Annotated in this window: 16 protein-coding genes; 4 read left to right on the top strand and 12 right to left on the bottom strand. The window is 72.4% G+C overall.

Annotated elements, in window-relative coordinates; translation table 11 throughout:
• Positions 1 to 236: 236 nt before the first annotated feature.
• The 4 genes from QF030_RS27570 to QF030_RS27555 all read right to left on the bottom strand — a co-directional run bounded on the left by QF030_RS27570 (position 237) and on the right by QF030_RS27555 (position 3,823).
• The gene (locus tag QF030_RS27570) at positions 237 to 560 is read right to left on the bottom strand and encodes a hypothetical protein (protein WP_307165295.1); all 324 of its coding nucleotides are present in this window, start codon (positions 558 to 560) and stop codon (positions 237 to 239) included.
• Positions 557 to 925, bottom strand: coding sequence for a WhiB family transcriptional regulator (locus QF030_RS27565; protein WP_005480495.1), 369 nt, complete (start codon positions 923 to 925; stop codon positions 557 to 559). Before QF030_RS27565 ends, QF030_RS27570 begins: the two co-directional genes overlap by 4 nt.
• 178 nt (positions 926 to 1,103) lie before the next feature.
• Positions 1,104 to 1,424: a hypothetical protein gene (locus tag QF030_RS27560; protein ID WP_307165294.1), complete on the bottom strand. Its 321-nt coding sequence runs from the start codon at positions 1,422 to 1,424 to the stop codon at positions 1,104 to 1,106.
• 188 nt (positions 1,425 to 1,612) lie between these two features.
• Entirely contained in the window at positions 1,613 to 3,823 is a 2,211-nt protein-coding gene (locus QF030_RS27555; RefSeq protein ID WP_307165293.1) for an ATP-dependent DNA helicase UvrD2, read from the bottom strand.
• A gap of 182 nt (positions 3,824 to 4,005) precedes the next feature.
• On the opposite strand from QF030_RS27555, the gene QF030_RS27550 reads away from it, so the two are divergent.
• Positions 4,006 to 4,248, top strand: coding sequence for a mycoredoxin (locus QF030_RS27550; RefSeq protein ID WP_057603310.1), 243 nt, complete (start codon positions 4,006 to 4,008; stop codon positions 4,246 to 4,248).
• An 87-nt stretch (positions 4,249 to 4,335) separates the two neighbouring features.
• On the opposite strand, the gene nudC is transcribed toward QF030_RS27550, so the two are convergent.
• The 5 genes from nudC to QF030_RS27525 all read right to left on the bottom strand — a co-directional run bounded on the left by nudC (position 4,336) and on the right by QF030_RS27525 (position 14,614).
• On the bottom strand, positions 4,336 to 5,280 hold the full coding sequence (nudC, locus tag QF030_RS27545) for an NAD(+) diphosphatase (protein WP_307165292.1): 945 nt from the start codon (positions 5,278 to 5,280) through the stop codon (positions 4,336 to 4,338).
• Positions 5,281 to 5,435: 155 nt separating this feature from the next.
• Positions 5,436 to 6,848 (bottom strand): dipeptidase, encoded by a 1,413-nt coding sequence (locus QF030_RS27540; RefSeq protein WP_307165291.1) that lies wholly within the window; start codon positions 6,846 to 6,848, stop codon positions 5,436 to 5,438.
• 10 nt (positions 6,849 to 6,858) lie between these two features.
• Positions 6,859 to 10,428 carry an ATP-dependent DNA helicase gene (locus tag QF030_RS27535; protein ID WP_307165290.1) on the bottom strand — a complete coding sequence of 1,190 codons (3,570 nt, stop codon included), beginning with the start codon at positions 10,426 to 10,428 and terminating at the stop codon, positions 6,859 to 6,861.
• Positions 10,429 to 10,595: 167 nt separating this feature from the next.
• Complete coding sequence (locus QF030_RS27530) at positions 10,596 to 13,925, bottom strand: ATP-dependent helicase (RefSeq protein ID WP_307165289.1); 3,330 nt, start codon at positions 13,923 to 13,925, stop codon at positions 10,596 to 10,598.
• A gap of 302 nt (positions 13,926 to 14,227) precedes the next feature.
• Entirely contained in the window at positions 14,228 to 14,614 is a 387-nt protein-coding gene (locus QF030_RS27525; protein ID WP_307165288.1) for an MGMT family protein, read from the bottom strand.
• Between the two features lie 188 nt (positions 14,615 to 14,802).
• Between QF030_RS27525 and QF030_RS27520 the strand changes: the two genes are divergently transcribed.
• The 3 genes from QF030_RS27520 (at position 14,803) to QF030_RS27510 (ending at position 20,812) form a co-directional block, all read left to right on the top strand.
• A complete protein-coding gene (locus QF030_RS27520) occupies positions 14,803 to 17,490 on the top strand; it encodes a lysylphosphatidylglycerol synthase transmembrane domain-containing protein (RefSeq protein WP_307165287.1) in 2,688 nt (895 codons plus the stop codon).
• A gap of 74 nt (positions 17,491 to 17,564) precedes the next feature.
• Positions 17,565 to 19,109 carry an alpha/beta hydrolase gene (locus QF030_RS27515; protein WP_307165286.1) on the top strand — a complete coding sequence of 515 codons (1,545 nt, stop codon included), beginning with the start codon at positions 17,565 to 17,567 and terminating at the stop codon, positions 19,107 to 19,109.
• 137 nt (positions 19,110 to 19,246) lie between these two features.
• Positions 19,247 to 20,812 (top strand): alpha/beta hydrolase, encoded by a 1,566-nt coding sequence (locus QF030_RS27510; RefSeq protein WP_307165285.1) that lies wholly within the window; start codon positions 19,247 to 19,249, stop codon positions 20,810 to 20,812.
• A gap of 86 nt (positions 20,813 to 20,898) precedes the next feature.
• Here the strand turns inward: QF030_RS27510 and moeZ are convergent, their stop codons facing one another.
• The 3 genes from moeZ to QF030_RS27495 form a co-directional block, all read right to left on the bottom strand.
• On the bottom strand, positions 20,899 to 22,077 hold the full coding sequence (gene moeZ / locus QF030_RS27505) for an adenylyltransferase/sulfurtransferase MoeZ (protein ID WP_307165284.1): 1,179 nt from the start codon (positions 22,075 to 22,077) through the stop codon (positions 20,899 to 20,901).
• Between the two features lie 63 nt (positions 22,078 to 22,140).
• On the bottom strand, positions 22,141 to 22,899 hold the full coding sequence (locus QF030_RS27500) for a spherulation-specific family 4 protein (protein ID WP_307165283.1): 759 nt from the start codon (positions 22,897 to 22,899) through the stop codon (positions 22,141 to 22,143).
• Positions 22,887 to 23,849 carry an NAD-dependent epimerase/dehydratase family protein gene (locus QF030_RS27495; protein WP_307165282.1) on the bottom strand — a complete coding sequence of 321 codons (963 nt, stop codon included), beginning with the start codon at positions 23,847 to 23,849 and terminating at the stop codon, positions 22,887 to 22,889. Before QF030_RS27495 ends, QF030_RS27500 begins: the two co-directional genes overlap by 13 nt.
• Between the last annotated feature and the right edge of the window lie 106 nt (positions 23,850 to 23,955).

Raw genomic sequence — 23,955 nt, 5'->3', positions numbered from 1 at the left:
GGCGGGGGCTCCTCCGCCCGGGCGCCGCAACGGGCACCCACCAGCGGACGGGGCTCTTCCGGGGAACCGCCTCGGTCACCGTCTCCAGAAGGACTCGTCACCTTCGGGACCACAACCCCGTGGCGGTGGTCCGTCCGCACAACGCACCGCGGGGGCCGGTCCGTTCGGACGGACCGGCCCCCGCGGCGAGAGCTTCGCCTCTCTTGCCGGGAGGCCACCGCTTCAGGTGTGTGTGATTACTGCATCACGGCCATGGCGAGAGCCCTGCGGGCACGCAGCGAGGCGCGCTCCGCCCGGCGCTGCATCCGGCGAGCGGTCGCCAGGCGCAGCGCCCGGCGTTCCCGCTCGGCCTCGTGCAGCCGGTCGTGCATATGCGCACGAGCCAGGGCTTCTGGGATGAGTTGCATCTCGCGTGTCCTGTTCTGACGCGAGTCGTACGCGCCTGTGGTGGTGATGTCTTCGGTCGCGGAGCCTGCGGGCTCGCTGGTGAACGGCTTCATCGGGGCCTGCTTCTTGGGGTCTTGCGTGAGGGGGCGGTCGATCGTTCCTGCGGTGTTCATGCCGTGACCGGGTTCTTGCGCGGGCGGCCACGCGGCCGCTTCCGGGCGACGACGACACCCTGGACGAACAGCTCGCCACCCCAGACACCCCAGGGCTCGCGCCGCTCCTTGGCGCCGGCGAGGCAGGCCTCCATCAGCGGGCAGGTGCGGCAGAGGGACTTGGCGTACTCGACGTCGGCCGGCGACTCGGCGAAGAAGACCTCCGGGTCGTAGGAACGGCAGGGGACGGGCACGCCGAGGTTCTCGATGGCGTCGTCGAGCGCGGTGAGCGCCGTGAGCGGGGTCAAGGTGGAGTCCTCCGTGAGGCCGGGCGGGGGGATCGTTTCGGAAGGCGGTACTGACGGGGCGTGCGCTTCGAGTTGCACGGTTCGTCTTTCCTCGTCTGTCGGTCCGGTCCTGTAGGACCGGGTGTCGGCTGGGTACCGGGTTCTTTTCTTGTCCCGAGGCCCCTTCGCTCCGCTGTCCCCGTGTTTCGGGGAAAACAGAAGGGCCGCGGATCCCGGGTGGGTTCCGCGGCCCTGAAGGCGCCGGCCTGATCGACGATCAGGCTGGATCACTCCAGGGTTCTGGCCCACGGAAGGCCCACATCAGGTGGTGCTGCGTCGTCTGCTTCCGGTCTCCGGCACCGGCCGCCGCAAAGGCATAGGCATGCGCCTGCGCCCCTACTGCTTCCAGTGCCTCGCTCGGTCGCTCATTGCGCTCGCGGCTGGGAAGACCCGCGGTGGCAACGGAGGAGGACGCCAGCCGGCCGGCACGGATGCCGGACAGACCGGTGCCCAGGATCGAGGCGTCGAGGATGCACGTGGAGACGACCGAGGGATCGGTCAGTTTGGCGGCGGTGGAGCTGCGGTTGATGATGATCACTGGGATCGCCTCCTCTCGGCGTCTCGGGGACCGGGGATGAATCCGGCCCGTCGGGTATGCAAGTACAGCACGGAATCAGGGCCTTGGAGAAGGCCGCCGTTCCCGTGTCTAAGAACCTATGGGGATTGCCGGGGCATGCGCAAACTATTTTTTCGACGAGTTCGGATCAGTTGCCCGGCCGTCCGCCCTCAGTCCCCCTCCTCGTCCCCTCCGACGTCTTGGCCTGCGCAGATGGCCAGGACATCGGCTCCGTAGCGGTTGAGCTTGCGGACGCCGACCCCCGGGATCCGCGCGAGCTCACCCTCCTCCTCGGGGACGGTCTCGGCGATCGCCATCAGCGTCTTGTCGGTGAAGACGCAGAACGCGGGCTGCCCCGCCCGCTGCGCCTGGACCGCTCGCCAGTCGCGCAGGCGTTCGTACAGCCCCTCGTCCATGTCGGAGGGACACTCCTCGCAGCGCATCAGCTTCATCTCGCCCGCGTCGGTCAGGGTGCGCCCGCAGACCCGGCACCGGGCAGGGGCCCGCTGGGTCCGGCGCCGCTCGACGGGGGCGCCCACCGCGGCACCGGTGAAGCCCCGCTCGATACCCCCGGCGCCTCCGGCGCCCGCGCTGCCGCGTCCGGCGGTGGCGCCCGACCCCGGACGCAGGCCGTCGAGGAAGCGGCTGGGACGGCGGCTCGGACGGCCACCGGGTGAGCGCGAGAGCGCCCAGGAGACATACAGGCGCTCCCGGGCCCGGGTGACCCCGACGTAGAGGAGGCGGCGCTCCTCCTCGATCTGCTCGTCGGACTTGGCGTAGGTGATCGGCATCATCCCCTCGGCGACGCCGACCAGGAACACGACGTCCCACTCCAGGCCCTTGGCCGAGTGCAGCGAGGCCAGGGTGACGCCCTGGACGGTCGGGGCGTGCTGGGCGCTCGCCCGTTCGTCGAGCTCGGCGACCAGGTCGGCGAGGGTGGCGTCGGACTGCGCGGCGGCGAAGTCCTGCGCGAGGTGCACCAGGGCCGCCAGCGACTCCCAGCGTTCCCTGACGGCTCCCGAGCCGGCCGGCGGCTGCGGGGTCCAGCCCTCCCCCGAGAGAACGGCACGTACCTGCGACGGCAGGTCGACCGCGTCCTCGAGGAGGCTGTCGTTGCCGCCGAAGCGGGCCGCGCCGCGCAGCGCGACCCCCGCCTTGCGGACCTCGGGACGGTCGAAGAAGCGCTCCGCGCCGCGCAGCTGGTACGGGATGCCGCGATCGGCGAGGGCCTGTTCGTACGTCTCCGACTGCGCGTTGGTGCGGAACAGGACGGCGATCTCCGCGGCCGGGACGCCGGCGTCGAGGAGCTCGCGGATCCGGCGGGCCGCGCCCTCGGCCTCGGCGGGCTCGTCGGGGTACTCGGCGTAGCCGGGCTCGGGCCCCGGACCACGCTGGGAGACGAGCTCCAGGCGGTGGTCCGCGGCACGGCCCCGGGCCTGGGAGAGCAGACCGTTGGCGAGGTGGACGACCTGGGGCGTGGAGCGGTAGTCGCGCACCAGCTTGACGACGGTGGCACCGGGGTGGCGGGCGCGGAAGTCGAGGAGGTGGTCGGGGGTGGCTCCGGTGAAGGAGTAGATCGTCTGGCTGGCGTCCCCGACCACGCACAGGTTGTCCCGCTCGCCGAGCCACAGCTCGAGCAGGCGCTGCTGGAGCGGGCTGACGTCCTGGTACTCGTCGACCACGAAGTGCTGGTACTGGGCGCGGACCTGCTCGGCGATGTCCTGCCGGTCCTGGAGGACGGCGACGGTCAGCAGCAGGACGTCCTCGAAGTCGATGACACCGCGCTGCCGCTTGAGGTCCTCGTAGGCGGCGTAGAGCTGGGCGATCTCGGCGGGGTCGCGGGGGATCTCACGGCCCGCCCTGGCGGCGGCCAGGGCGTAGTCGGCCGGGACGGTCTGGGTGACCTTGGACCACTCGATCTCCGCGGTGGTGTCCCGCAGCTCGCCCCGGTCGAGACGGATGCGGCACGCGGCCGCCGCGTCGGCGACGAGCTGGATCTTGCGGTCGACGAGCCGGGGCAGGGAGCCACCGATCGCTTTCGGCCAGAAGTACTGAAGCTGCCGGAGAGCCGCGGAGTGGAACGTGCGGGCCTGGACGCCCTGCGCGCCGAGCTGGCGCAGCCGGCCCCGCATCTCCCCCGCGGCACGGTTGGTGAAGGTGACGGCCAGCACGCTCGAGGGGTGCAGGATGCCGGCGCGCACGCCGTAGGCGATGCGGTGGGTGATCGCCCGGGTCTTGCCCGTGCCCGCCCCTGCCAGCACGCACACCGGACCGTGCAGGGCGGTGGCCACCTCGCGCTGCTCGGGGTCGAGCCCTTCGAGCACCGCGTCGGCCGAGTCCGGTACCTGCGGGAAAAGGGGGGAGTGCGTTGCTGCTGTCACATGGCCATGCTGCCAGGTCGGCGGAGACGGGCGAGCCGGTTGTCCACAGGCAGGCCCTCCCAGTCGTACTAATGCGGCGAGTGTCACCCTCGGGGGAAGAAACCCGGCGGGAATGGTGGCCCTTCCCCGTACGTTCTTCCACTGGACCGCCTGCCCCGACCCGCCGAAGGAGCACAGAAGACATGCTGGGCACTGTGACGATGTACAGCACCACGTGGTGCGGCTACTGCCAGCGGCTGAAGAAGCAGCTCGACCGCGAGGGCATCGGATACACCGAGATCAACATCGAGCAGGACCCGGAGTCCGCGGCGTTCGTGGAGAAGGCCAACGGCGGAAACCAGACGGTCCCGACCGTGCTGTTCCCCGACGGCTCCACGCTGACGAACCCGTCGCTGGCGCAGGTGAAGCAGAAGATCGGCGCGTAGCGGCGTTCGGCGCTTCGGCGCCGAGGCGTACGCGAGAAGGGCGGCCCCCCGATAGCTCGGGACGGGCCGCCCTTCTCGCGTCGTGGGTCAGGTGAAGCTGCGGGTCGGCAGCGGCTTGCCGTACCAGAGCTCGATCAGGCGGGCCGCGATGGAGATGCCGTAGGGGGGCAGCACCTCGCCGGACTCGAAGGCGGCGCCGAGTTCGTCGCGGGAGAACCAGCGGGCCTCGTGGATCTCGTCGCCGTCGACGTTGATGTCGAGGGACGTGGCGCGGGCCATGAAGCCCAGCATGAGACTGGACGGGAAGGGCCAGGGCTGGCTGGCGATGTAGTCGACCTGGCCGACGGTGACGCCGACCTCCTCGAAGACCTCGCGGCGCACGGACTGCTCGATGGACTCGCCGGGCTCGACGAAGCCGGCGAGGGTCGAGAAGCGGCCCTCGGGCCAGTGGACCTGGCGACCGAGGAGGATGCGGTCCTCCTCGTCCGTGACGGCCATGATCACCGCGGGGTCGGTACGCGGGTAGTGCTCGGCACCGCAGGCGGGGCAGCGGCGGATGTGACCGGCCGCGGCGATCACCGTCCGCTCGCCGCAGCGGGAGCAGAAGCGGTGCAGGCGCTGCCAGTTCTCCAGGGCCACCGCGTGGACCATCAGTCCCGTCTCGCGCGGCGACAGCAGCAGGCCGGCCTCGCGCAGCCCGGCCGAGCGCGCGGACTGGTCGATACGGCCGGGGAGCGCGTCCTTCTGGAGGGCGAAGTAGCTGACGCCGTCCTCGTCGGTCCCCAGGAAGTAGCGGTGCGCCTCGGTGAGGGGCGCCTCGAACGACGGGGTCATGACGAGTTCGGTGTGGCCTTCGGACGTCTCGTCGATGAGGACCTGACCGCCGGAGACGACGAAGCAACGCGTGGTCGGGTGGCTCCACGCCGCGGCGAGCCAGGCCTCGTCGAGCCGGTGGTGGGCGGCCCGGTCGACACCGCTCGGCGCGGTCAGCGAGATGGGTCGATCGGCGTTCTGGTCGGTCCAGGTGGTCACGGGTACTTCCAACTCCCCCGGTGGAACGGTTGTTGCGGCGGGCGGTTCAGCGGGACGTACGGCAGAGGACGACCGGTCCCGGTGCGGTCTCGCGATGCGGGGCGGTCCTTCCAGTGTGCCCCGCGCGCGTGTCCCCTCCGGACCGTGCGGAGGCGTCAGGGCGCATGACGCCAGTTCTCCCCCAGGTCGCCCCAGAGGTACGCGGTGGTCTCGACGCCCTTCAGGAGGAGATCCACCTCCACCTTCTCGTTCGGAGCGTGCCAGCCGTCCGAGGGCACGGAGATGCCCAGGAAGAGCACGGGGGCGTCGAGGACCTCCTGGAGGTCGGCGGCGGGACCCGAGCCGCCCTCCCGGGTGAAGCGGACGGGCCCTTCGAAGGCGCGGCTCATGGCGCGGACCACGGACTGGAGGGCGGGGTGGTCCAGCGGGGTCAGACACGGACGCGTGGCCGGGCTGAACGTGATCTCGTGCCGGATGCCGGCGGGCAGCTGCTCGGCGGTCCAGGCGCGGACGGCCTTCTCCACCTGCACGGGGTCCTGGCCGGCGACCAGCCGGAAGGACAGCTTCACGAAGGCCGAGGAAGGAATGATCGTCTTGCTGCCAGGGCCCTGGTAGCCGCCGCCGATGCCGTTGACCTCGGCGGTGGGGCGGGCCCAGACGCGCTCCAGGGTGGTGTGTCCGGCCTCGCCGTGGGTGGCGCGCGACCCGGCGGTGCGCAGCCACCGGTCCTCGTCGAAGGGCAGCTCGGCGAAGAGCTCGCGCTCGCGGTCGGTGAGTTCGACGATGCCGTCGTAGAAGCCGGGGACGGCCACGCGCGCGTGCTCGTCGTGCAGGGCCGCCACGAGGCGGGCGGCCGCGGTGGCCGGGTTGGGCACGGCACCGCCGAACGAGCCCGAGTGGATGTCCTGGTCGGGACCGGACAGCCGGATCTCGCACTCGGCGAGGCCGCGCATGCCGGTGCACACCGTGGGGGTGTCCTCCGACCACATCCCGGTGTCGGAGACGATCACCGCATCCGCGGCGAGCCGTTCGGCCTGCTCCTCGACCAGGGCGCGGAAGTTCGGCGAGCCGGACTCCTCCTCGCCCTCGATCAGCAGCTTGAGGCCGACGGCCGGGGTCCGGCGGCCGGTGGCGGCGAGATGGGCGCGGACCCCGAGGGTGTGGAAGAAGACCTGGCCCTTGTCGTCGGCCGCTCCCCGCGCGTACAGGCGGTTCCCGCGGACGACGGGCTCGAAGGGGTCGGTGTCCCAGCCGTCCTCGCGGGCGGCGGGCTGCACGTCGTGATGGCCGTAGACCAGGACGGTGGGAGCCTGCGGATCGTCGGACGGCCACTCCGCGTAGACGGCCGGCGCGCCCGGCGTCCGCCAGACCTCGACCGTGGGGAAGCCGGTCTCCTCGAGCTTGGCCGCGAGCCAGTCCGCGCTGCGCCGTACGTCGGAGGCGTGGTCGGGCTGCGCCGACACCGACGGGATGCGCAGCCATTCGGCGAGGTCGTCGAGGAAGGCGGCGCGGTGCTGCTCGATGTACGTGCGGACGGCGCTGACGGCAGTGTCAACGGTATGGCTCATGGTCACGAGCCTATCGGCCCGCACCGACATCCTCGCCGGGCCCTTGCGCAGGGTTTGCGTGCGCGGCCGGTCCGCCAAGGCCGTGCTCGGCGCCGTCCTCCCCCGTCAACAGGCGCTCCAGGGCCGCCCGATCGGGCAGACCCTCCGGCCGTACGACGTCGCCGCTGCGTACATAGAGGAACGCCGCTGTGACGGATTCCACGGGCACACCCTGCTGCTCGGCCCACGCGAGCCGGTAGAGGGCGAGCTGGAGGGGGTCGGCGGTGCGGGCCCGATGGGTCTTCCAGTCGACGATGTCGTAGGTGGCCGTGTCTCCGTCGCCCTCCTTGTAGACCGCGTCGATCCGGCCCCGTACGACGCGGCCGGCTAGGGCCAGCTGGAAGGGGGCCTCGACGCGGTACGGCGTGCGGTGGGCGTACTCGGTGCTCTCGAAGGCCTCCTTGAGGGCTTCGAGGTCGCGTTCGTCGGCGATCTCGGCGTCGTCGCCGGGCAGCTCGTGCGGTTCCAGCAGGGGGAGCGTCAACTCCTCGAAGCGGGCCTCCACCCAGGCGTGGAACCGGGTGCCCCGGCGCGCGGCCGGTTGCGGGGGGCGCGGCATGGGGCGCGCGAGTTCCTGCGCGAGACCGTCGGGGTCGGCGGCCAGCCTCAGCACCTGCGAGGCGGTCAGGGTCGTCGGCAGGGGCACCTCCGTGACGCTCCGGCGGGCACGGAGCAGCTCGCCGGCGAGCGCGTCGAGGTCGCGGTCCCAGGAGGCGACGGCACGGGCTTCCTCAGGGGTCAGGGAGTGCCTGCGCGGGCGGGCGCCGGGCAGCTCGGGGGCCGTCGCCTGATGGGGCACGACGAGGGGCGTGCCTTCGAAGGGCGCGTCCCCGAACGGATCGGGCTCGTCGTGGGACGGCTCGCCGTAGGGCTCGTCGTGGCCGGGATCGCCGTACTCGGCGTCGTCGTGGCGCGGCTCGTCGTACTCGGGTTCGTAGGCGGGCTCGTCCTCGTCCGGTGGTGGGGGCCAGTCCGGGTCGTCGTGGGAGTCCGGGTCGTGGGCGGCGCCGGGGTGGCCGTCCTGGTGCGAGGCGAGATCCTCCAGGTGGGCGAGGACGGTCTCGGCGGCGGCGCGGCGGCGGGCGAGGGAGTCGTCGTCCAGGGGAAGCGGCCAGACCTGGTCGGCCGTCGCACGGTGCAGTACGGGGTTCTCCGCGTCCTCCTCCGGTTCGTCCGCCCAGGCCTCGATCTCGCCGTGCCCGGCCGCGCAGTGCCGGTACAGCTCCTGGAGGAAGTCGGACGGGCCGCGCGGCTTCTTCTGGGTGGGGCCCCACCAGTGGCCGGACCCGAGGAGCAGGGAACGGGGGCGGGTGAAGGTGACGTAGCCGAGGCGGAGTTCCTCGGTGTGCTGGTGGTCCTTCATGGCCTCGTGGAACGCCTTCATGCCCCGCGCGTCCCAGGAGTCGAGGTCGGGGAGGGTGTCGGCGTCACCGCGCAGTGCGTGCGGCAGCACCTTGGCCTGGGCGGTCCACTTCTCGCGGCCCTGGCCGCTGGGAAAGGTTCCGGTGACCAGACCGGGGACGACGACGACGTCCCACTCCAGGCCCTTGGACTTGTGCGCGGTGAGCACCTTGACGGTGTTCTCGCCGCCGGGGAGGGCGTTGTCGAGGCCCTTCTCGTACTGGGCGGCGGTACGCAGGAAACCGAGGAACGCCAGCAGGCTCGCCTGGCTCTCGCTCGCGGTGAAGGAGGCGGCGATGTCGAGGAAGTTGGACAGGGTCTCGCGGCGCCGGGCGGCCAGGGCCTGCGGGGACGCCGACAGTTCGACCTCGAGGCCGGTGACGGCGAGGACGCGGTGCAGCACGTCCATCAGGGGGTCGGCCAGGGAACGGCGCAGGTCGCGCAGTTCGGTGGCCAGTCGCGCGAACCGTACGCGCGCGTCCGGCGAGAAGGGCAGTCCGTCGTCGTGCCCGGCACCGCCGTCGCCGTACAGGGGCGTCTCCAGGAAGGTGTCGAGGGCGTCCGCCAGCGATATCACCTCGGACGGGTCGACCCCTTCGACGGCCTCGGCGAGACGGCGGTCCGGGTCGTCGTCGCCGTCCCCGCGCGCGTGGGTGACGAGCAGCCGTGCCCTTCGTCCCAGGAGTGCGAGGTCGCGGGGGCCGATGCGCCAGCGCGGGCCGGTGAGCAGGCGGACCAGGGAGGCGTTGGCGCCGGGGTCCTGGAGGACCTCGCAGACGGCGACCAGGTCGGCGACCTCGGGCAGATGCAGGAGACCGGAGAGACCCACCACCTCGACGGGGATGTCCCGGGCGACCAGTGCGCCCTGGATCTCCGCGAAGTCGGTGGCCGTGCGGCACAGCACGGCGATCTCACCGGGAGCCTTGCCGGTGCGCACGAGGTGGGCGACGGAGTCGGCGATCCAGTCCATCTCCTCGGCGTGCGTGTTGAGGAGCGCGCAGCGCACCACCCCGTCGCGTTCGGCCCCGGGAGCGGGGCGCAGTGCCTCCACGCCCGCGTGCATGGCGCGCAGGGGCTCGGCGAGGCCGTTGGCGAGGTCCAGGAGGCGGCCGCCGCTGCGGCGGTTCTCGCTGAGCGACTGGCGGCGCGCCCGGCTTCCGTCGCTGTGCGCGAAGTGCTCGGGGAAGTCGTCGAGGTTCGCCACGGAGGCGCCGCGCCAGCCGTAGATGGCCTGGCAGGGGTCGCCGACGGCGGTCACGGGGTGCCCGGTGCCGCCGCCGAACAGGCCGGCCAGGAGGATGCGCTGGGCCACCGACGTGTCCTGGTACTCGTCGAGGAGGACCACGCGGAACTCCTCGCGCAGGATCGGGCCCACTTCGGGGACCTGGGCGAGCCGGGCGGCCAGGGCGATCTGATCGCCGAAGTCGAGCAGGTCGCGCTCGCGTTTGGCGGTCCGGTAGCGCAGCACCAGGTCGGCCAGTTCACGCCGGGCGGCGGCCGTCTCGGGCACCTTGCGCAGGTCGGCGTTGGTGAGCCTGGCGCCCTCCAGGTCGCTCAGCAGTCCGGCGTCCCACGCGCGCAGCTCCTCGGGGCGGACGAGGTGTTCGGCGAGTTCAGCGTCGAGTGCGAGGAGGTCGCTGATCAGGTCGGCGAAGGACCGGGTGAGCGACGGGTAGGGGCCGGGGGCCTCGCGCAGCACCCGCGCGGCGAGCTGGTAGCGGGTGGCGTCGGCGAGCAGGCGGGAGGTGGGCTCCAGGCCGATGCGCAGGCCGTGGTCGGTCAGCAGGCGTCCCGCGAAGGAGTGGTAGGTGGAGATCACCGGCTCGCCGGGGGGGTTGTCCGGGTCGATGACGTCGGGATCGGTGACGCCCGCCTTGACCAGTGCCTTGCGGACGCGCTCGGCGAGTTCTCCGGCGGCCTTGTTGGTGAAGGTCAGCCCGAGGACCTGGTCGGGGGCGACCTGGCCGGTGCCGACCAGCCACACCACGCGCGCGGCCATCACCGTCGTCTTGCCCGACCCGGCTCCGGCCACGATCACCTGCGGGGCGGGCGGCGCGGTGATGCAGGCCGTCTGCTCCGGGGTGAAGGGGATCCCGAGGAGCTCCTTGAGCTGCTCGGGATCACTGATACGGGCGGGCATGGGGAGAGGCTAGCGGCGGGCACTGACAGTCGATGACAAATCACCCGGAGGGAACGAGAGAATCGCAGGTCAGCACGTGTGGTGCGGTCCGTCACACGGGTCTGTCACGCCCGTCCCGTCCACGAGTCCGCCACGCAGGTCCGCCACACGCTCCTCACCCGGGTCCGTCACTCGACCACGTGCCGTCCTTCGGGCCGGGCGCTGCACGAGGCGCGGAACGCGCAGTGGGTGCACTGCTGGCCGGCGGTCGGGGTGAAGCGCTCGTCGAGGACCTTGCCGGCCGCGGTGGCGAGCAGGTCGCCGACCCACTCCCCCGCCGCGCCCTCGAGGGCTTCCTGCGCCTGCACCTTGGGCAGGCTCTCGCCGCCGTCCCGCTTGGCGGCGCTCTGCCGGAGCTGGACGAGTTCGGCACCGCCCGGTGGGGGCCGTACGCCGTCGAAGGCCTCGTCGACGGCGCCCTCGCGGACGGCGAGCTGGTACACGGCGAGCTGGGGGTGGCGCTCCACCTCACGGGCGGTCGGCGCCTGTTTGCCGGTCTTGAAGTCGACGACGTAGGCACGGCCCTCGGCGTCGGCCTCGACCCGGTCCATCTGGCCGCGGATGCGCACCTGGTACTCGCCCGCTTCGAGGGTGACGTCGAAGTCGTGCTCACTGGCGACCGGGGTGCGGCCCGTGCGGTCCATCACATGCCACTTCAGGAAGCGCTCGAGCGCCACACGCGCGTGTGCCTTCTCCTGGGCGGACTTCCAGGGCGCGTCGAAGGCGAGGGCGTTCCACACGGAGTCGAGGCGTTCCATGAGGACGTCGAGGTCTGCGGGGGTGTGTCCGGAGGCGACCTCGTCGGCGAGGACGTGCACCACGTTGCCGAACCCCTGGGCGACGGTGGCGGGGGCGTCGGCCTTCACCTCGCGGCCCAGGAACCACTGGAGGGCGCAGGTGTTGGCGAGCTGGTCGAGGGCGCTGCCGGAGAGCACGACCGGCTGGTCGCGGTCGCGCAGCGGCACCTTGCTCTCGGTCGGCTCGAACATGCCCCACCAGCGGTACGGGTGGGCGGACGGCACCAGGGGCCTGCCGTCCTCGTCGGCGAGCGCGGCCAGCCGGCCCAGCCGGCGGGCGGCGGCCTCCCTGAGGGTGGCGGAGGCCCGCGGGTCGACCGTCGTGGCGCGCAGTTCGGCGACCAGGGCGGCGACCGCGAGGGGGCGGCGCGGGCGGCCGGTGACGTCCTTGGGTTCGACGCCGAGTTCGGTCAGGAAGCGGGAGGGCTGGTCGCCGTCGTCGGCGGGCGCCTTCACGGCGGTGACGACGAGCCGCTCGCGCGCGCGGGTGGCGGCGACGTAGAACAGGCGGCGCTCCTCGGCGAGCAGCGCTCCGGGGGTGAGTGGCTCGGCCAGTCCGTCGCGGCCGATGCGGTCCGCCTCCAGGAGGGAGCCCCGGCGGCGCAGGTCCGGCCACAGACCTTCCTGGACGCCGGCCACGACGACCAGGCTCCACTCCAGGCCCTTCGCGCGGTGGGCGGTCATCAGCCGTACGGCGTCGGGGCGCACGGCACGCCGGGTGAGGGTGTCGGCGGCGATGTCCTCGGCCTCGATCTCGGCCAGGAAGTTCAGGGCGCCCCGGCCGCCGGTGCGCTCCTCCGCGCGTGCGGCGGCGGCGAAGAGCGCGCACACGGCGTCCAGGTCCCGGTCGGCGTTACGGCCCGCGGCGCCGCCGCGCCGGGCGGCCCGCTCCAGCCGCCCGGGCCAGGGTGTGCCGTCCCACAGGTCCCACAGCGCCTCCTCGGCCGTACCGCCGCCCGCGAGGCCCTCCCTGGCCTTCGCCAGCAGCGCGCCGAGGCGCTGGGCGCCGCGCGCGTACGTCGGGTCGTGGGTGACCAGCCGCTCCGGCTCGGCCAGGGCGCGCGCGAGCAGCTCGTCGGAGGGCGGCGGGAGTGCGTTGCCCGCGGCGCGCTCGTCCTCGCGCAGGGCCCGGCCGAGGCGGCGCAGGTCGGCGGCGTCCATGCCGGCGAGCGGTGAGCCGAGGAGGGTGAGGGCGGTCTCGGTGTCGAGCCAGCAGGCCTCCGCGCCGGCCACGGCGTCCGCGTCCCCCTCCTGTGACGCTGCGGAGGCCGCTGCGGTCGCCACCGCCCGCAGGGCCGTGAGCAGGGGCGCCACGGCGGGTTCGTGGCGCAGGGGGAGGTCGTCGCCGTCGATGTCGAGGGGGACGCCGGCCGCGGTGAGGGCACGGCGGACCGTCGGGATGGTGCGGGAGCCGGCGCGTACCAGTACGGCCATCTCGCTCCAGGGCACGCCGTCCTCCAGGTGTGCGCGGCGCAGGATGTCGGCGACGTTGTCCAGCTCGGTGCCGGGGGTCGGGTACGTGTAGACCTCGACGCGACCGCTGTCGCGTGCGGCGGTCAGCTCGCGGTGGGCACGGACCTTCTCGGCCGGGAGGCGGGTCAGGGGCATCCGCCGGGTGAGCAGCCGGGTGGCGGCCAGCAGGGTGGCGCCGGAGCGGCGGGAGGTGCGCAGGACCTCGACGGGGGCCGGCCGGCCGTCGGGGCGGGGGAAGTCCTCGGGGAAGTTCAGGATGCCGTTCACGTCGGCGCCCCGGAAGGTGTAGATCGACTGGTCGGGGTCGCCGAAGGCCACCAGGCTGCGTCCGCCGCCGGCGAGGGCGTGCAGCAGCCGCACCTGGGCCGGGTCGGTGTCCTGGTACTCGTCGACGAACACGGCGTCGTACCGCGCGGCGAGCCGCTCGGCCACCTCGGGGCGGTGGGCGAGGAGGACCGCGCGGTGGACGAGTTCCGCGTAGTCGATCACGCCGTGCAGGTCGAGGACGTCGAGGTACTCGGCGAGGAAGGCGGCGGCGGCGCGCCAGTCGGGGCGGCCGATGCGGTGGGCGAAGGCGTCCAGAGCCGCGGGGTCGAGGCCCAGTTCGCGGCTGCGGGCGAGCACCGCGCGGACCTCGTCGGCGAAGCCGCGCGTGGTGAGGCAGGCCCGCAGTTCGTCCGGCCAGCGCACATGCGCGAGACCGAGCCGCTGGAGGTCGAGCTGGCCGGCGAGCAGCTCGCGGACGGCCACGTCCTGCTCGGGTCCCGACAGCAGCCGCAGGGGCTCCACGAACAGGTCGGCGTCCTGGTGGGCGCGGATCAGGGCGTAGCAGTACGAGTGGAAGGTGGTCGCCTGGGGTGCGCGGGCGGCCCCCATGCGGTGCGCCATCCGGTCCCGCAGCTCCACGGCCGCCTTGCGGCTGAACGTGAGCACCAGGATGCGCTCGGGGTCGCCCCCGCGGGCGATCCGGGCCGCCACGGACTCGACGAGGGTGGTGGTCTTCCCGGTGCCCGGACCCGCGAGGACGAGCAGTGGACCGGCTCCGTGGTCAACCACGGAGCGCTGTGCGGCGTCCAGACGAGGGGGACCCACCTGGGCCGGCGGGGTACGCACCAGTCGGTAAGCGCCACGGTTCCCCTGTCGCACCTGGGGGTGCGACAGGCGCCTGGTGGAGGAAGAGGAGCTCACGTGGTTCGCCGGTCCTGGTGGGTGTACTGGTTGACGGAGCACCGCTCGGGGGGAGCGGTGATCGCGGGATGAGGGGGACGCGTGCAGCCGACGCTACGCCGACGAGCAGTCCGGAAGGACGGCTTCCGATTCTTCTCTCGAGGCCCTCGCGGCCCTTACGGCCATCACGCCCCTCCCGGCCCGCGTGCCACGCGTGCCCCTCGCCCCTCGAACGTACGCCATGCCGCGGACGTGCCCCCTTTGCGTCGTTTCCCCCGTACGGGCCACAAGCTCCCCTTCGGGCCGTCCGATGGCGGAAGCTGTCAGGTGTGACCTTCCGCGCGTTCGCCGCCGTCCCACCGCGCCCGCTTCATGTCGAGGCGCGGCAGGTGCCCCTGGGCGGCCCTGCTCGCCTGCTTCAGCGGCGTGCCCTCGGCGCGGTAGCGGTCCAGGGCCCGCAGCTCGTGGCCCGGGAGCAGCGTCCCGTCCGCGCGGACCACCCGCCACCAGGGGACGGCGCCGCCGTAGAGGGCCATCACCCGGCCCACCTGTCTGGGCCCGCCCTCCTCCAGCCACTCCGCGACGTCCCCGTACGTCATGACCCGCCCGGGCGGGATCAGCTCCGTGACCTCAAGGACCCGCTCGGCGTACTCCGGCAGCGCGTCCGTGTACTCCGGGCGGGCGGCGTCCGGAAGGCTCTGCTCGCTCATCCGCCCCATCCTGCCCCACGGCACCGACAATGCGACGGGCCGGCGACCCTGGGTGACCCTCGCCCCCGGGCGGTGCTTCAGGCAGACTGTGCGCCCCCGCGTTCGCACCCTGATGCCCCCGTGTGTCGGTGGGGCATGCCACCATCGTGCGGGCGGTGACACCGGTGATACGAGATCAAGAAGAGACGATGAAGCAGCAGGGCGTGCATCCTGAGGGCGCGGCAAGCACCTCTGATGCTGCCCCGCGCCCGGACACCGCCGACGAGGCACGGGAAGAGGTGCACATCGACGAGGTCGAGGGCGACGAACCGCTGCTCCCCGCGCGCGTGCACCGTCCTTCCGACCTGATGCGCCTGCTGGTGGGCGTGCTCGCCGTGGCCCTGCTCCTGGGCATCGCCGCCTTCGCCCACGGGACGACCTCGGGTCTCGAGCAGGACATCAACAAGGGCACCGGACAGGCGCCCGATCTCCTCATCAAGATCGCGGGGCTGGCGTCCAGCATCGCGATCCTGCTGGTGCCGGTCGCGTTCGCGATCGAGCGGCTGATCAAACGCGACGGGCTGCGCATCGCCGACGGCGTCCTCGCCGCGGTCCTCGCACACGGTGTGACCCTCGCCACCGACCTGTGGGTCGCCAAGGCCGCCCCCGGCTCGATCCAGGAGGCGCTCACCCAGCCCTCCCCCGGTGACGTCCACGCCCTCACCGACCCCGTGCACGGCTACCTCGCGCCCGTCATCGCCTATATGACGGCCGTCGGCATGTCCCGCCGGCCGCGCTGGCGCTCCGTGCTGTGGATCGTGCTGCTCCTCGACGCCTTCTCGATGCTCGTCACCGGCTACACGACACCGTTCTCGATCATCCTCACGGTGCTGATCGGCTGGACCGTGGCGTACGGGACGCTGTACGCGGTCGGCTCCCCGAACGTGCGCCCCACCGGACGGACGCTGATGGCGGGCCTGCGGCACGTCGGCTTCCGCCCGGTGAGCGCGGCCCGCGAGGAGGGGCCGGAGGCGGCGGAGAGCGACCGGGGAAGACGCTACTTCGTCACCCTGGAGGACGGTCCGCCGCTGGACGTCACGGTCGTCGACCGGGAACAGCAGGCCCAGGGGTTCTTCTACCGGGCGTGGCGCAATCTGACGCTGCGCGGCTTCGCCACCCGCAGCAGCCTCCAGTCGCTGCGCCAGGCGCTCGAGCAGGAGGCGCTGCTCGCCTACGCGGCCATCGCGGCCGGCGCCAACGCGCCGAAGCTGATCGCCACCTCCGAGCTCGGCCCCGACGCGGTCATCCTCGTCTACGAGCACACCGGCGGCCGCACCCTCGAATCGCTGGCGGACGACGAGATCACCGACGACCTGCTGCGCAACACCTGGCACCAGGTGCAGGCCCTCCAGTCACGACGCATCGCCCACCGCCGGCTCGCGGGTGACGCGATCCTGGTGGATCGTTCCGGCACGGTGATCCTCACCGATCTGCGCGGCGGCGAGATCGCGGCCGGCGACCTGCTGCTGCGCATGGACGTCGCCCAGCTGGTGACGACACTCGGTCTGCTGGTGGGCGCCGAACGGGCGGTGGCCTCCGCCGTGGGCGTGCTCGGACCGGACGCGGTCGCGGACTGTCTGCCGATGCTCCAGCCCATCGCCCTGACCCGCTCCACGCGCGCGACGCTGCGCCGACTGGCACGCGAGCGTGCGCAACGGGAGCGCGACGCGGTCCTGGAGGCCTCGCAGCAGGCCAAACAGGCCCGTCTGGAGGCGGCGGGACACGACACCGCGCGCGTCGTCCTCGAGAAGCCGGACAAGAAGGCGGTCCGCGCGGAGGCGCGGGCCGAGAAGCGGGCCATCGACGACGCGCTCGAGGAGGCCCGCGAGGAGGATCTGCTGACCCAGATCCGCCACCAGGTGCTGCTGATCCGGCCGCAGGCGCCGGTCGAGCCGGCCCGGCTGGAGCGGGTGCGGCCGCGCACCCTGATGAGTTTCATCGCCGGTGCCATCGGCGCCTACTTCCTGCTGACGCAGCTGACCCACATCGAGTTCGGTCCGCTCATCGCCAACGCCGAATGGGGCTGGGTGGCCGCGGCCGTGCTGTTCTCCGCGGTGAGCTACGTCGCCGCGGCGATGAGCCTGCTGGGGTTCGTGCCGGAGCGGGTGCCGTTCCCGCGGACCGTGGCCGCGCAGGTCGCCGGATCGTTCGTGAAGATCGTGGCCCCGGCCGCGGTCGGCGGGGTCGCCCTCAACACCCGCTTCCTCCAGCGTGCGGGGGTGCGGCCCGGGCTCGCGGTGGCAAGCGTCGGCGCCTCGCAGCTGTTCGGGCTCGGCTGCCACATCCTGATGCTGCTGTCGTTCGGCTATCTGACCGGCACCGAGAAGACGCCGTCGCTGTCGCCGTCCCGCACCGTCATCGCGGGTCTGCTCACGGTGGCGGTGCTCGTGCTCGTGGTGACCTCGGTGCCGTTCCTGCGCAAGTTCGTCGCCACGCGCGTGCGGTCCCTGTTCGCCGGCGTCGTGCCGCGCATGCTGGACGTGCTCCAGCGGCCGCAGAAGCTGGTCACCGGCATCGGCGGCATGCTCCTGCTCACCGCCTGCTTCGTGATGTGCCTGGACGCCTCGATCCGCGCGTTCGGCGACGAGTCGACCTCACTCAGCATCGCCAGCGTCGCCGTCGTCTTCCTCGCCGGCAACGCGCTCGGCTCCGCCGCGCCGACACCGGGCGGGGTCGGCGCCGTTGAGGCGACCCTGACGGTCGGACTGATCGCGGTGGGCCTGCCCAAGGAGGTCGCCGCTCCCGCGGTGCTGCTCTTCCGGCTGCTCACACTGTGGCTGCCGGTGCTGCCGGGCTGGCTGGCCTTCAACCACCTGACCCGCAAGGGCGCCCTCTAGCAGGGCTTCGGCGCCCGTACCTCGTACGGCCCGCGCCCCGCGCGCGTGCCCGGGCACCACCGCAGGATGGGATCATGCCGAACCCGTCCCGCCTGCGCGCCGCCGCCGTGACCGCCACCGCCCTGCTGCTGACCTCCATGGTGGCGGGCTGCGGCGACGACGCGCAGGACGAGGATCTGACGGCGCAGAAGCTGAGCTGGAAGGACTGCCCGGCCCCCTCCCACGCGGAGGGCGGCGGCGGCGCCCCGTCCCCGCTGCCGGACGGCGACCAGTGGCAGTGCGCCACCATGAAGGCGCCCCTCGACTGGGACGACCCCAAGGGCGACACGATCGGCATCGCGCTGATCCGGGCCCGGGCGAGCGGCGACGAGAGCCGCAGGATCGGCTCCCTGGTCTTCAACTTCGGCGGCCCCGGCGGCTCGGGTGTCTCCACCCTGCCCGCCTTCGGTGAGGAGTACACGGCCTTGCGCACCCGCTACGACCTGGTCAGCTTCGACCCGCGCGGGGTCGGCCGCAGCGCCGGGGTGGACTGCGAGGACGACCAGCGGCTCGACGCTTACTTCCAGCAGGACGGCACACCCGACGACGCCGTCGAACGCACCGCGCTGCTGGACAACACGAAGGACTTCAACGCGGCCTGCGAGAAGAACTCGAAGAAGATGCTGCCGAACGTGCGGACCACGGACGCGGCCCGCGACATGGACCTGATGCGCCAGGTCCTCGGCGACGACCGGCTGTACTACTTCGGCATCTCCTACGGCACCGAGCTGGGCGGCGTCTACGCCCACCTGTTCCCCGAGAACGTGGGACGCGCCGTCTTCGACGCGGTCGTCGACCCGACCCAGACATCCGAACAGGGCTCTCTCGGCCAGGCCAGGGGCTTTCAGCTCGCACTCGACAACTTCGCCGAGGACTGCACGTCCAAGACGCAGGACTGCCCCGTCGGGGACACCGCGCAGGACGTGAAGGACCGGATCGCGGGGCTTCTGCACAGCCTCGACGCCAAGCCGATCCCCGGCATCTTCCCCCGCGAGCTGACGCAGAGCGCCGCGACCAACGGCATCGCGCAGGCGCTGTACTCGAAGGACTTCTGGGAGTACCTCACCGAGGGCCTGGAGCAGGCCTACGCCGGGGACGGCAAGATCCTCATGCTGTTGTCCGACCTGATGAACGGCCGCAACGAGAACGGCGAGTACAGCAACATCACCGCCGCCAACATCTCCATCAACTGCGCCGACGACAAGCCCCGCTACTCCACCGCAGACGTGCAGCGGAAACTGCCGGAGTTCCGGGCCGCCTCCAGCCTGTTCGGGGACTACCTGGCCTGGGGCATGGTCAGTTGCACCGACTGGCCCGTCGCCGGCGCCGCCGACCATCCCGACGTGAGCGCGCCCGGCTCGGCGCCGATCCTCGTCGTGGGCAACACCGGCGACCCGGCGACCCCGTACGAGGGCGCCCGGAAGATGGTGGAGGCGCTGGGCCCCGGCGTCGGAATCGAGCTGACGTACCAGGGGCAGGGACACGGTGCGTACGGCAGCAAGAACAAGTGCGTACAGACGGCGGTGGACGGCTACCTGCTGAACGGCAAGGTGCCGGCCGCAGGGACCGTCTGCTCCTGACACCACCCCCAATCCCGGAGAAACCCGCAGGTCAAGAGGTTATCCACAGGCCCCGACGGGTGAGCCGTGCGCCGCCTAATATGGCCTGACAGCCGTTCGCCGCCGAGCGCGGACGGCCTGCGAGGGGGGAAGTGCACATGGCGCGATACGTACGGTGGGCGGCGCTGGGGGCCGCTGCCGCACTGCTGGTGGCGGGTTGCGGCAGCGGCGCGTCGGACGGGGACGGGGACGGCAAGGGCGGTACGGCCGACGCGCGGCCCTCGGCCGCCTCCTCCGGAGCGACCGCCACGACGGCCGCGCTGCCCGCCTCGCTGACCGGGCAGAAGCTCGACTGGGGACGCTGCAAGGCCACCGCGGACTCCGCCGCGCCGGGCGGCGACTGGCAGTGCGCGACGCTGAAGGTGCCCCTGGACTGGTCGAAGCCGGGCGGGAGCACGATCGGCCTCGCCCTCATCCGCACCGAATCCCGGGCCGAGGGAAGCGGGCGGACCGGCTCGCTGCTGTTCAACTTCGGCGGGCCCGGCGGCTCGGGAGTCTCGACGCTCCCCTCCTACGGTTCCGCGTACTCCTCGCTCCGTGAGCACTACGACCTGGTCAGCTGGGACCCGCGCGGGGTCGGCGCCAGCGAGGGCGTCCGCTGCCGCCCGGACAAGGACATCCAGGCGGCCGAGTCCCTCGACTCCACCCCGGACACCCCGGCCGAGGAAAAGGCGTACTTCGAGGACGCCACCGAGTTCGGCAAGGGGTGCGAGAAGGCCGCCGGCAAGCTGCTGGCGCATGTGTCGACCACCGACACCGCCCGCGACATGGACCTGATGCGCCAGGTCCTCGGCGACTCGAAGATGCACTACTTCGGCATCTCCTACGGCACCGAACTCGGTGGCGTGTACGCCCACCTGTTCCCGAAGAACGTGGGGCGGCTGATCCTCGACGCGGTCGTCGACCCGACCGCGGACTCGGTGGGTCACGCGCAGAACCAGGCACGCGGCTTCCAGCGGGCTCTCGACGACTACCTCGAATCGACGGGCCAGGATCCCGCGAAGGGCACCAGGAAGATCGCGGATCTGCTGGACCGGATCGACACCGACCCGCTGCCCACGTCGGACGGACGGAAGCTGACCCAGACGCTCGCCGTCACCGGCATCGTCCTGCCGCTGTACAGCAAGCAGGGGTGGCCGAGCCTGACCAGCGCCCTGGAGTCGGCCCAGGCCGGGGACGGCTCCGAGCTGCTGACGCTCGCCGACGGCTACAACGAGCGGGACACCTCGGGGCACTACGGCACGACGACCCACTCGCAACGGGTCATATCGTGCCTGGACGACAAGCAGCGGCCGACCGCCGAGGAGACGAAGAAGCTGCTGCCGGAGTTCGAGAAGATCTCGCCCGTGTTCGGGGACTTCCTCGGCTGGGACACGGCCGGCTGGTGCCACGACTGGCCGGTGGCCGGGCAGTACGACACCCCGGAGGCGAGCGCGGCGGGGGCGGCGCCGATCCTGCTGGTCGGCAACACCGGGGATCCGGCGACGCCGTACGAGGGCGCGCGGAAGATGGCGGACGAACTCGGCAAGGGCGTCGGCGTACTGCTCACCTGGAAGGGCGAGGGACACGGTGCGTACGGCAGCGGGAGCGACTGCGTCGACTCGGCGGTGGACGCGTACCTGTTGAAGGGGACGGTCCCGAAGGACGGCAAGGTCTGCTCATGACGACGGCGGGGGCTTCGCGCACTCGTGGTGCGCGAAGCCCCCGCCGAACGGACCGGGTACCCCGGTGCGCGAAGGGAACAGCCGGGTCAGTAGACCGGCTTGCTCGGCTCGATCTGGTTGACCCAGCCGATCACGCCGCCGCCGACGTGCACGGCGTCGGAGAAGCCCGCGGACTTCAGGACCGCGAGGACTTCCGCACTGCGGACACCCGTCTTGCAGTGCAGGACGATCTTCTTGTCCTGCGGCAGGCCCTCCAGGGCGGTGCCCAGCAGGAACTCGTTCTTCGGGATCAGCTTGGCGCCCGGGATGGAGACGATCTCGTACTCGTTCTGCTCGCGGACGTCGATGATCTCGATGCTCTCGCCGTCGTCGATCCACTCCTTGAGCTGCTTGGGAGTGATCGTCGAGCCGGCGGCCGCCGCCTGGGCCTCCTCGGAGACGACGCCGCAGAAGGCCTCGTAGTCGATGAGCTCGGTGACGGTCGGGTTCTCGCCGCAGACGGCGCAGTCGGGGTCCTTGCGGACCTTGACCTGGCGGTACTGCATCTCCAGGGCGTCGTAGATCATCAGGCGGCCGACCAGCGGTTCGCCGATGCCCGCGAGGAGCTTGATCGCCTCGTTGACCTGGATGGAGCCGATCGACGCGCACAGCACGCCCAGCACGCCGCCCTCGGCGCAGGAGGGGACCATGCCCGGCGGCGGGGGCTCCGGGTAGAGGCAGCGGTAGCAGGGACCGTGCTCGGACCAGAAGACGGACGCCTGGCCGTCGAAGCGGTAGATCGAGCCCCACACGTACGGCTTGTTCAGCAGGACGCACGCGTCGTTGACCAGGTAGCGGGTCGCGAAGTTGTCCGTGCCGTCGACGATCAGGTCGTACTGGCTGAAGATGTCCATCACGTTCTCGGCCTCGAGCCGCTCTTCGTGCAGGACCACGTTCACGTACGGGTTGATGCCGAGGACGGAGTCGCGGGCGGACGCGGCCTTCGAGCGGCCGATGTCGGCCTGGCTGTGGATGATCTGGCGCTGGAGGTTCGACTCGTCGACCTCGTCGAACTCCACGATGCCGAGCGTGCCCACGCCCGCCGCGGCCAGGTACATCAGCGCCGGCGAGCCCAGGCCGCCGGCGCCCACACAGAGCACCTTGGCGTTCTTCAGCCGCTTCTGCCCGTCCATCCCGACATCGGGGATGATCAGGTGGCGGGAGTACCTGCGGACCTCGTCTACGGTGAGCTCAGAGGCTGGCTCGACCAGGGGTGGCAGCGACACGGGGACTCCGTTGGTCGGTCGATCACTACAGTTGTTCTCCCCGCAACACTGTCACGGCCTTCTTCATTCCGAGACACCCGTTCCGACACGCGAGACGAGCTCGTCCCAGTAGCCGGGCATGGTCTCCCAGGGGTCGACGAGGCCGCCTCGATCGGTGCCGTCGGTGAACCAGATCGTCGCGGCGCCCTGCCAGCGGGCGATGCGCAGCGCCTCGTCGAGGTGACCGCGCGGCACGCCGTGCACCAGGTGACAGAAGCGCTCGGGCGGGTGTTCCGCAGTCCACTCCGCCACCTGGGACCAGCGGTAGTCGCTCCAGGGCCCCGAGAAGGTGACCACCTGGTCGGCGTGCTCGGCGTAACCGGGGTACGGGTGGGTGCCGTGGCCGAGGACGATGTGCGGCCCGTCGCTGAGGGTGCGGAGTGTTCCGACCGTGCGGCGCAGCTCGGGGAGGTCGGCACGCCCGGCCGGGCACCGGTCCACGAGGAAGCCGTCGACCTGGTACCAGTCGAGGTGGCGCTGAGCGTCGGCGACCGTCTCGGCGAAGGGACGGGCGCCGTAGCGGGTGTCGAGGCGCCCGAGGACACGGACACCGCCGTTGCGCAGCCGGCCCGCGGCTTCCAGGCAGCGCGGATCGGGGCGGGCGCCGGGGCCGTCGGCGACGTCGAGGACGACCCAGTGCAGGGGGCGGCCGGGACGGGCGAGTTCGCGCCACTCGGTCGGTGCGAGAAGGGGGTGTGCGATGCCGGGTACGCCGAAACCGGTGCGGACGTCGGTGGTGCCGGCGCTCGCGGTGCCCGCCGGGGTTCCGGTCAGATACGACATGCCGCCTCCATCCAGATGTCGGCGAGGGACTCCTCGAGGTTGATGCGGGGCCGCCAGCCGAGCCGGTCGCGGGCGGTGCGCACATCGGCCTGCTGCCAGCTGCCGCAGCCGTCCGGATACGGGTACGCGACGGGGCCCGCGTGGTCGGAGTCGGGGCGGGGGTGGCCGATGGCGGGCCTGAGGTGGCCGCCGGGCGGCCCGTCGAGTTCGTGCAGAGCACCGCCGTACCCGGCCACGCGGGCGAGGACCGAGGCGGCGTCGCGCAGGCGGACGGCGCGGCCGGAGCCGATGTTGATGACGCCCTGCGCGGCGGAGAGCGAGGCGGCGTGCACGGCGCGGGCGACGTCCCGGACGTCGATGAAGTCGCGTTGCACGCCGAGGCCGCCGAGCTTGAGTTCACCGTCCCCGGACTGCATGGCGCGGCGCATGGCCTCCGCGAGCCGGCCCAGCGGGGACCCGGCGGGTGTGCCCGGACCGGCGGGCGAGAAGACCCGGAGCACGACGGCGTCCAGACCGGAGCCGAGGACGAGCTCGGTGGCGGCGAGCTTGCTGACGCCGTACGGGCCGCCGGGGCGGGGCACGGCGTCCTCGGCCGTCGAGGAGCCGGGCTGGCTCGGGCCGTACTCGGCGCCGCAGCCGATCTGTACCAGCCGGGCGCCGCAGCCGCTGCGGCGCAGGGCCTCACAGACCGTGGCGACGGCGACGGTGTTGTGCCGGGTGAGTTCACGGGCGCCGCCCCGGGTGGTGCCCGCGCAGTTGACGACGACCTGGGGGTGGACCGCGTCGAGGAAGCGGGTGAGCGCGCCGGGGCTGCCGGACGCGAGGTCGAAGCGGACGTCGGCGTCGTCGCCGCGGCCGAGCGCGGTGAGCTGGACGGCCGGGTCGGCGAGCAGGCGGTCGGCGACGAAACGACCGAGATAGCCGTTGGCTCCGATCAACAGGACCCTCATCGTGCGGCTCCCGGGATGTGCGCCGAGGCCGTGACCGGGGCCGTGGGGGCCCCGGTCGCCGCGTGTCCTCCGGCTGTCCCCGTGACCGCGGGGGCGCCTGTGACCG

It is taken from the genome of Streptomyces rishiriensis (assembly GCF_030815485.1).
Taxonomy (GTDB): Bacteria; Actinomycetota; Actinomycetes; order Streptomycetales; family Streptomycetaceae; genus Streptomyces; species Streptomyces rishiriensis_A.
This window is presented reverse-complemented; position numbering and strand designations above follow the sequence as displayed.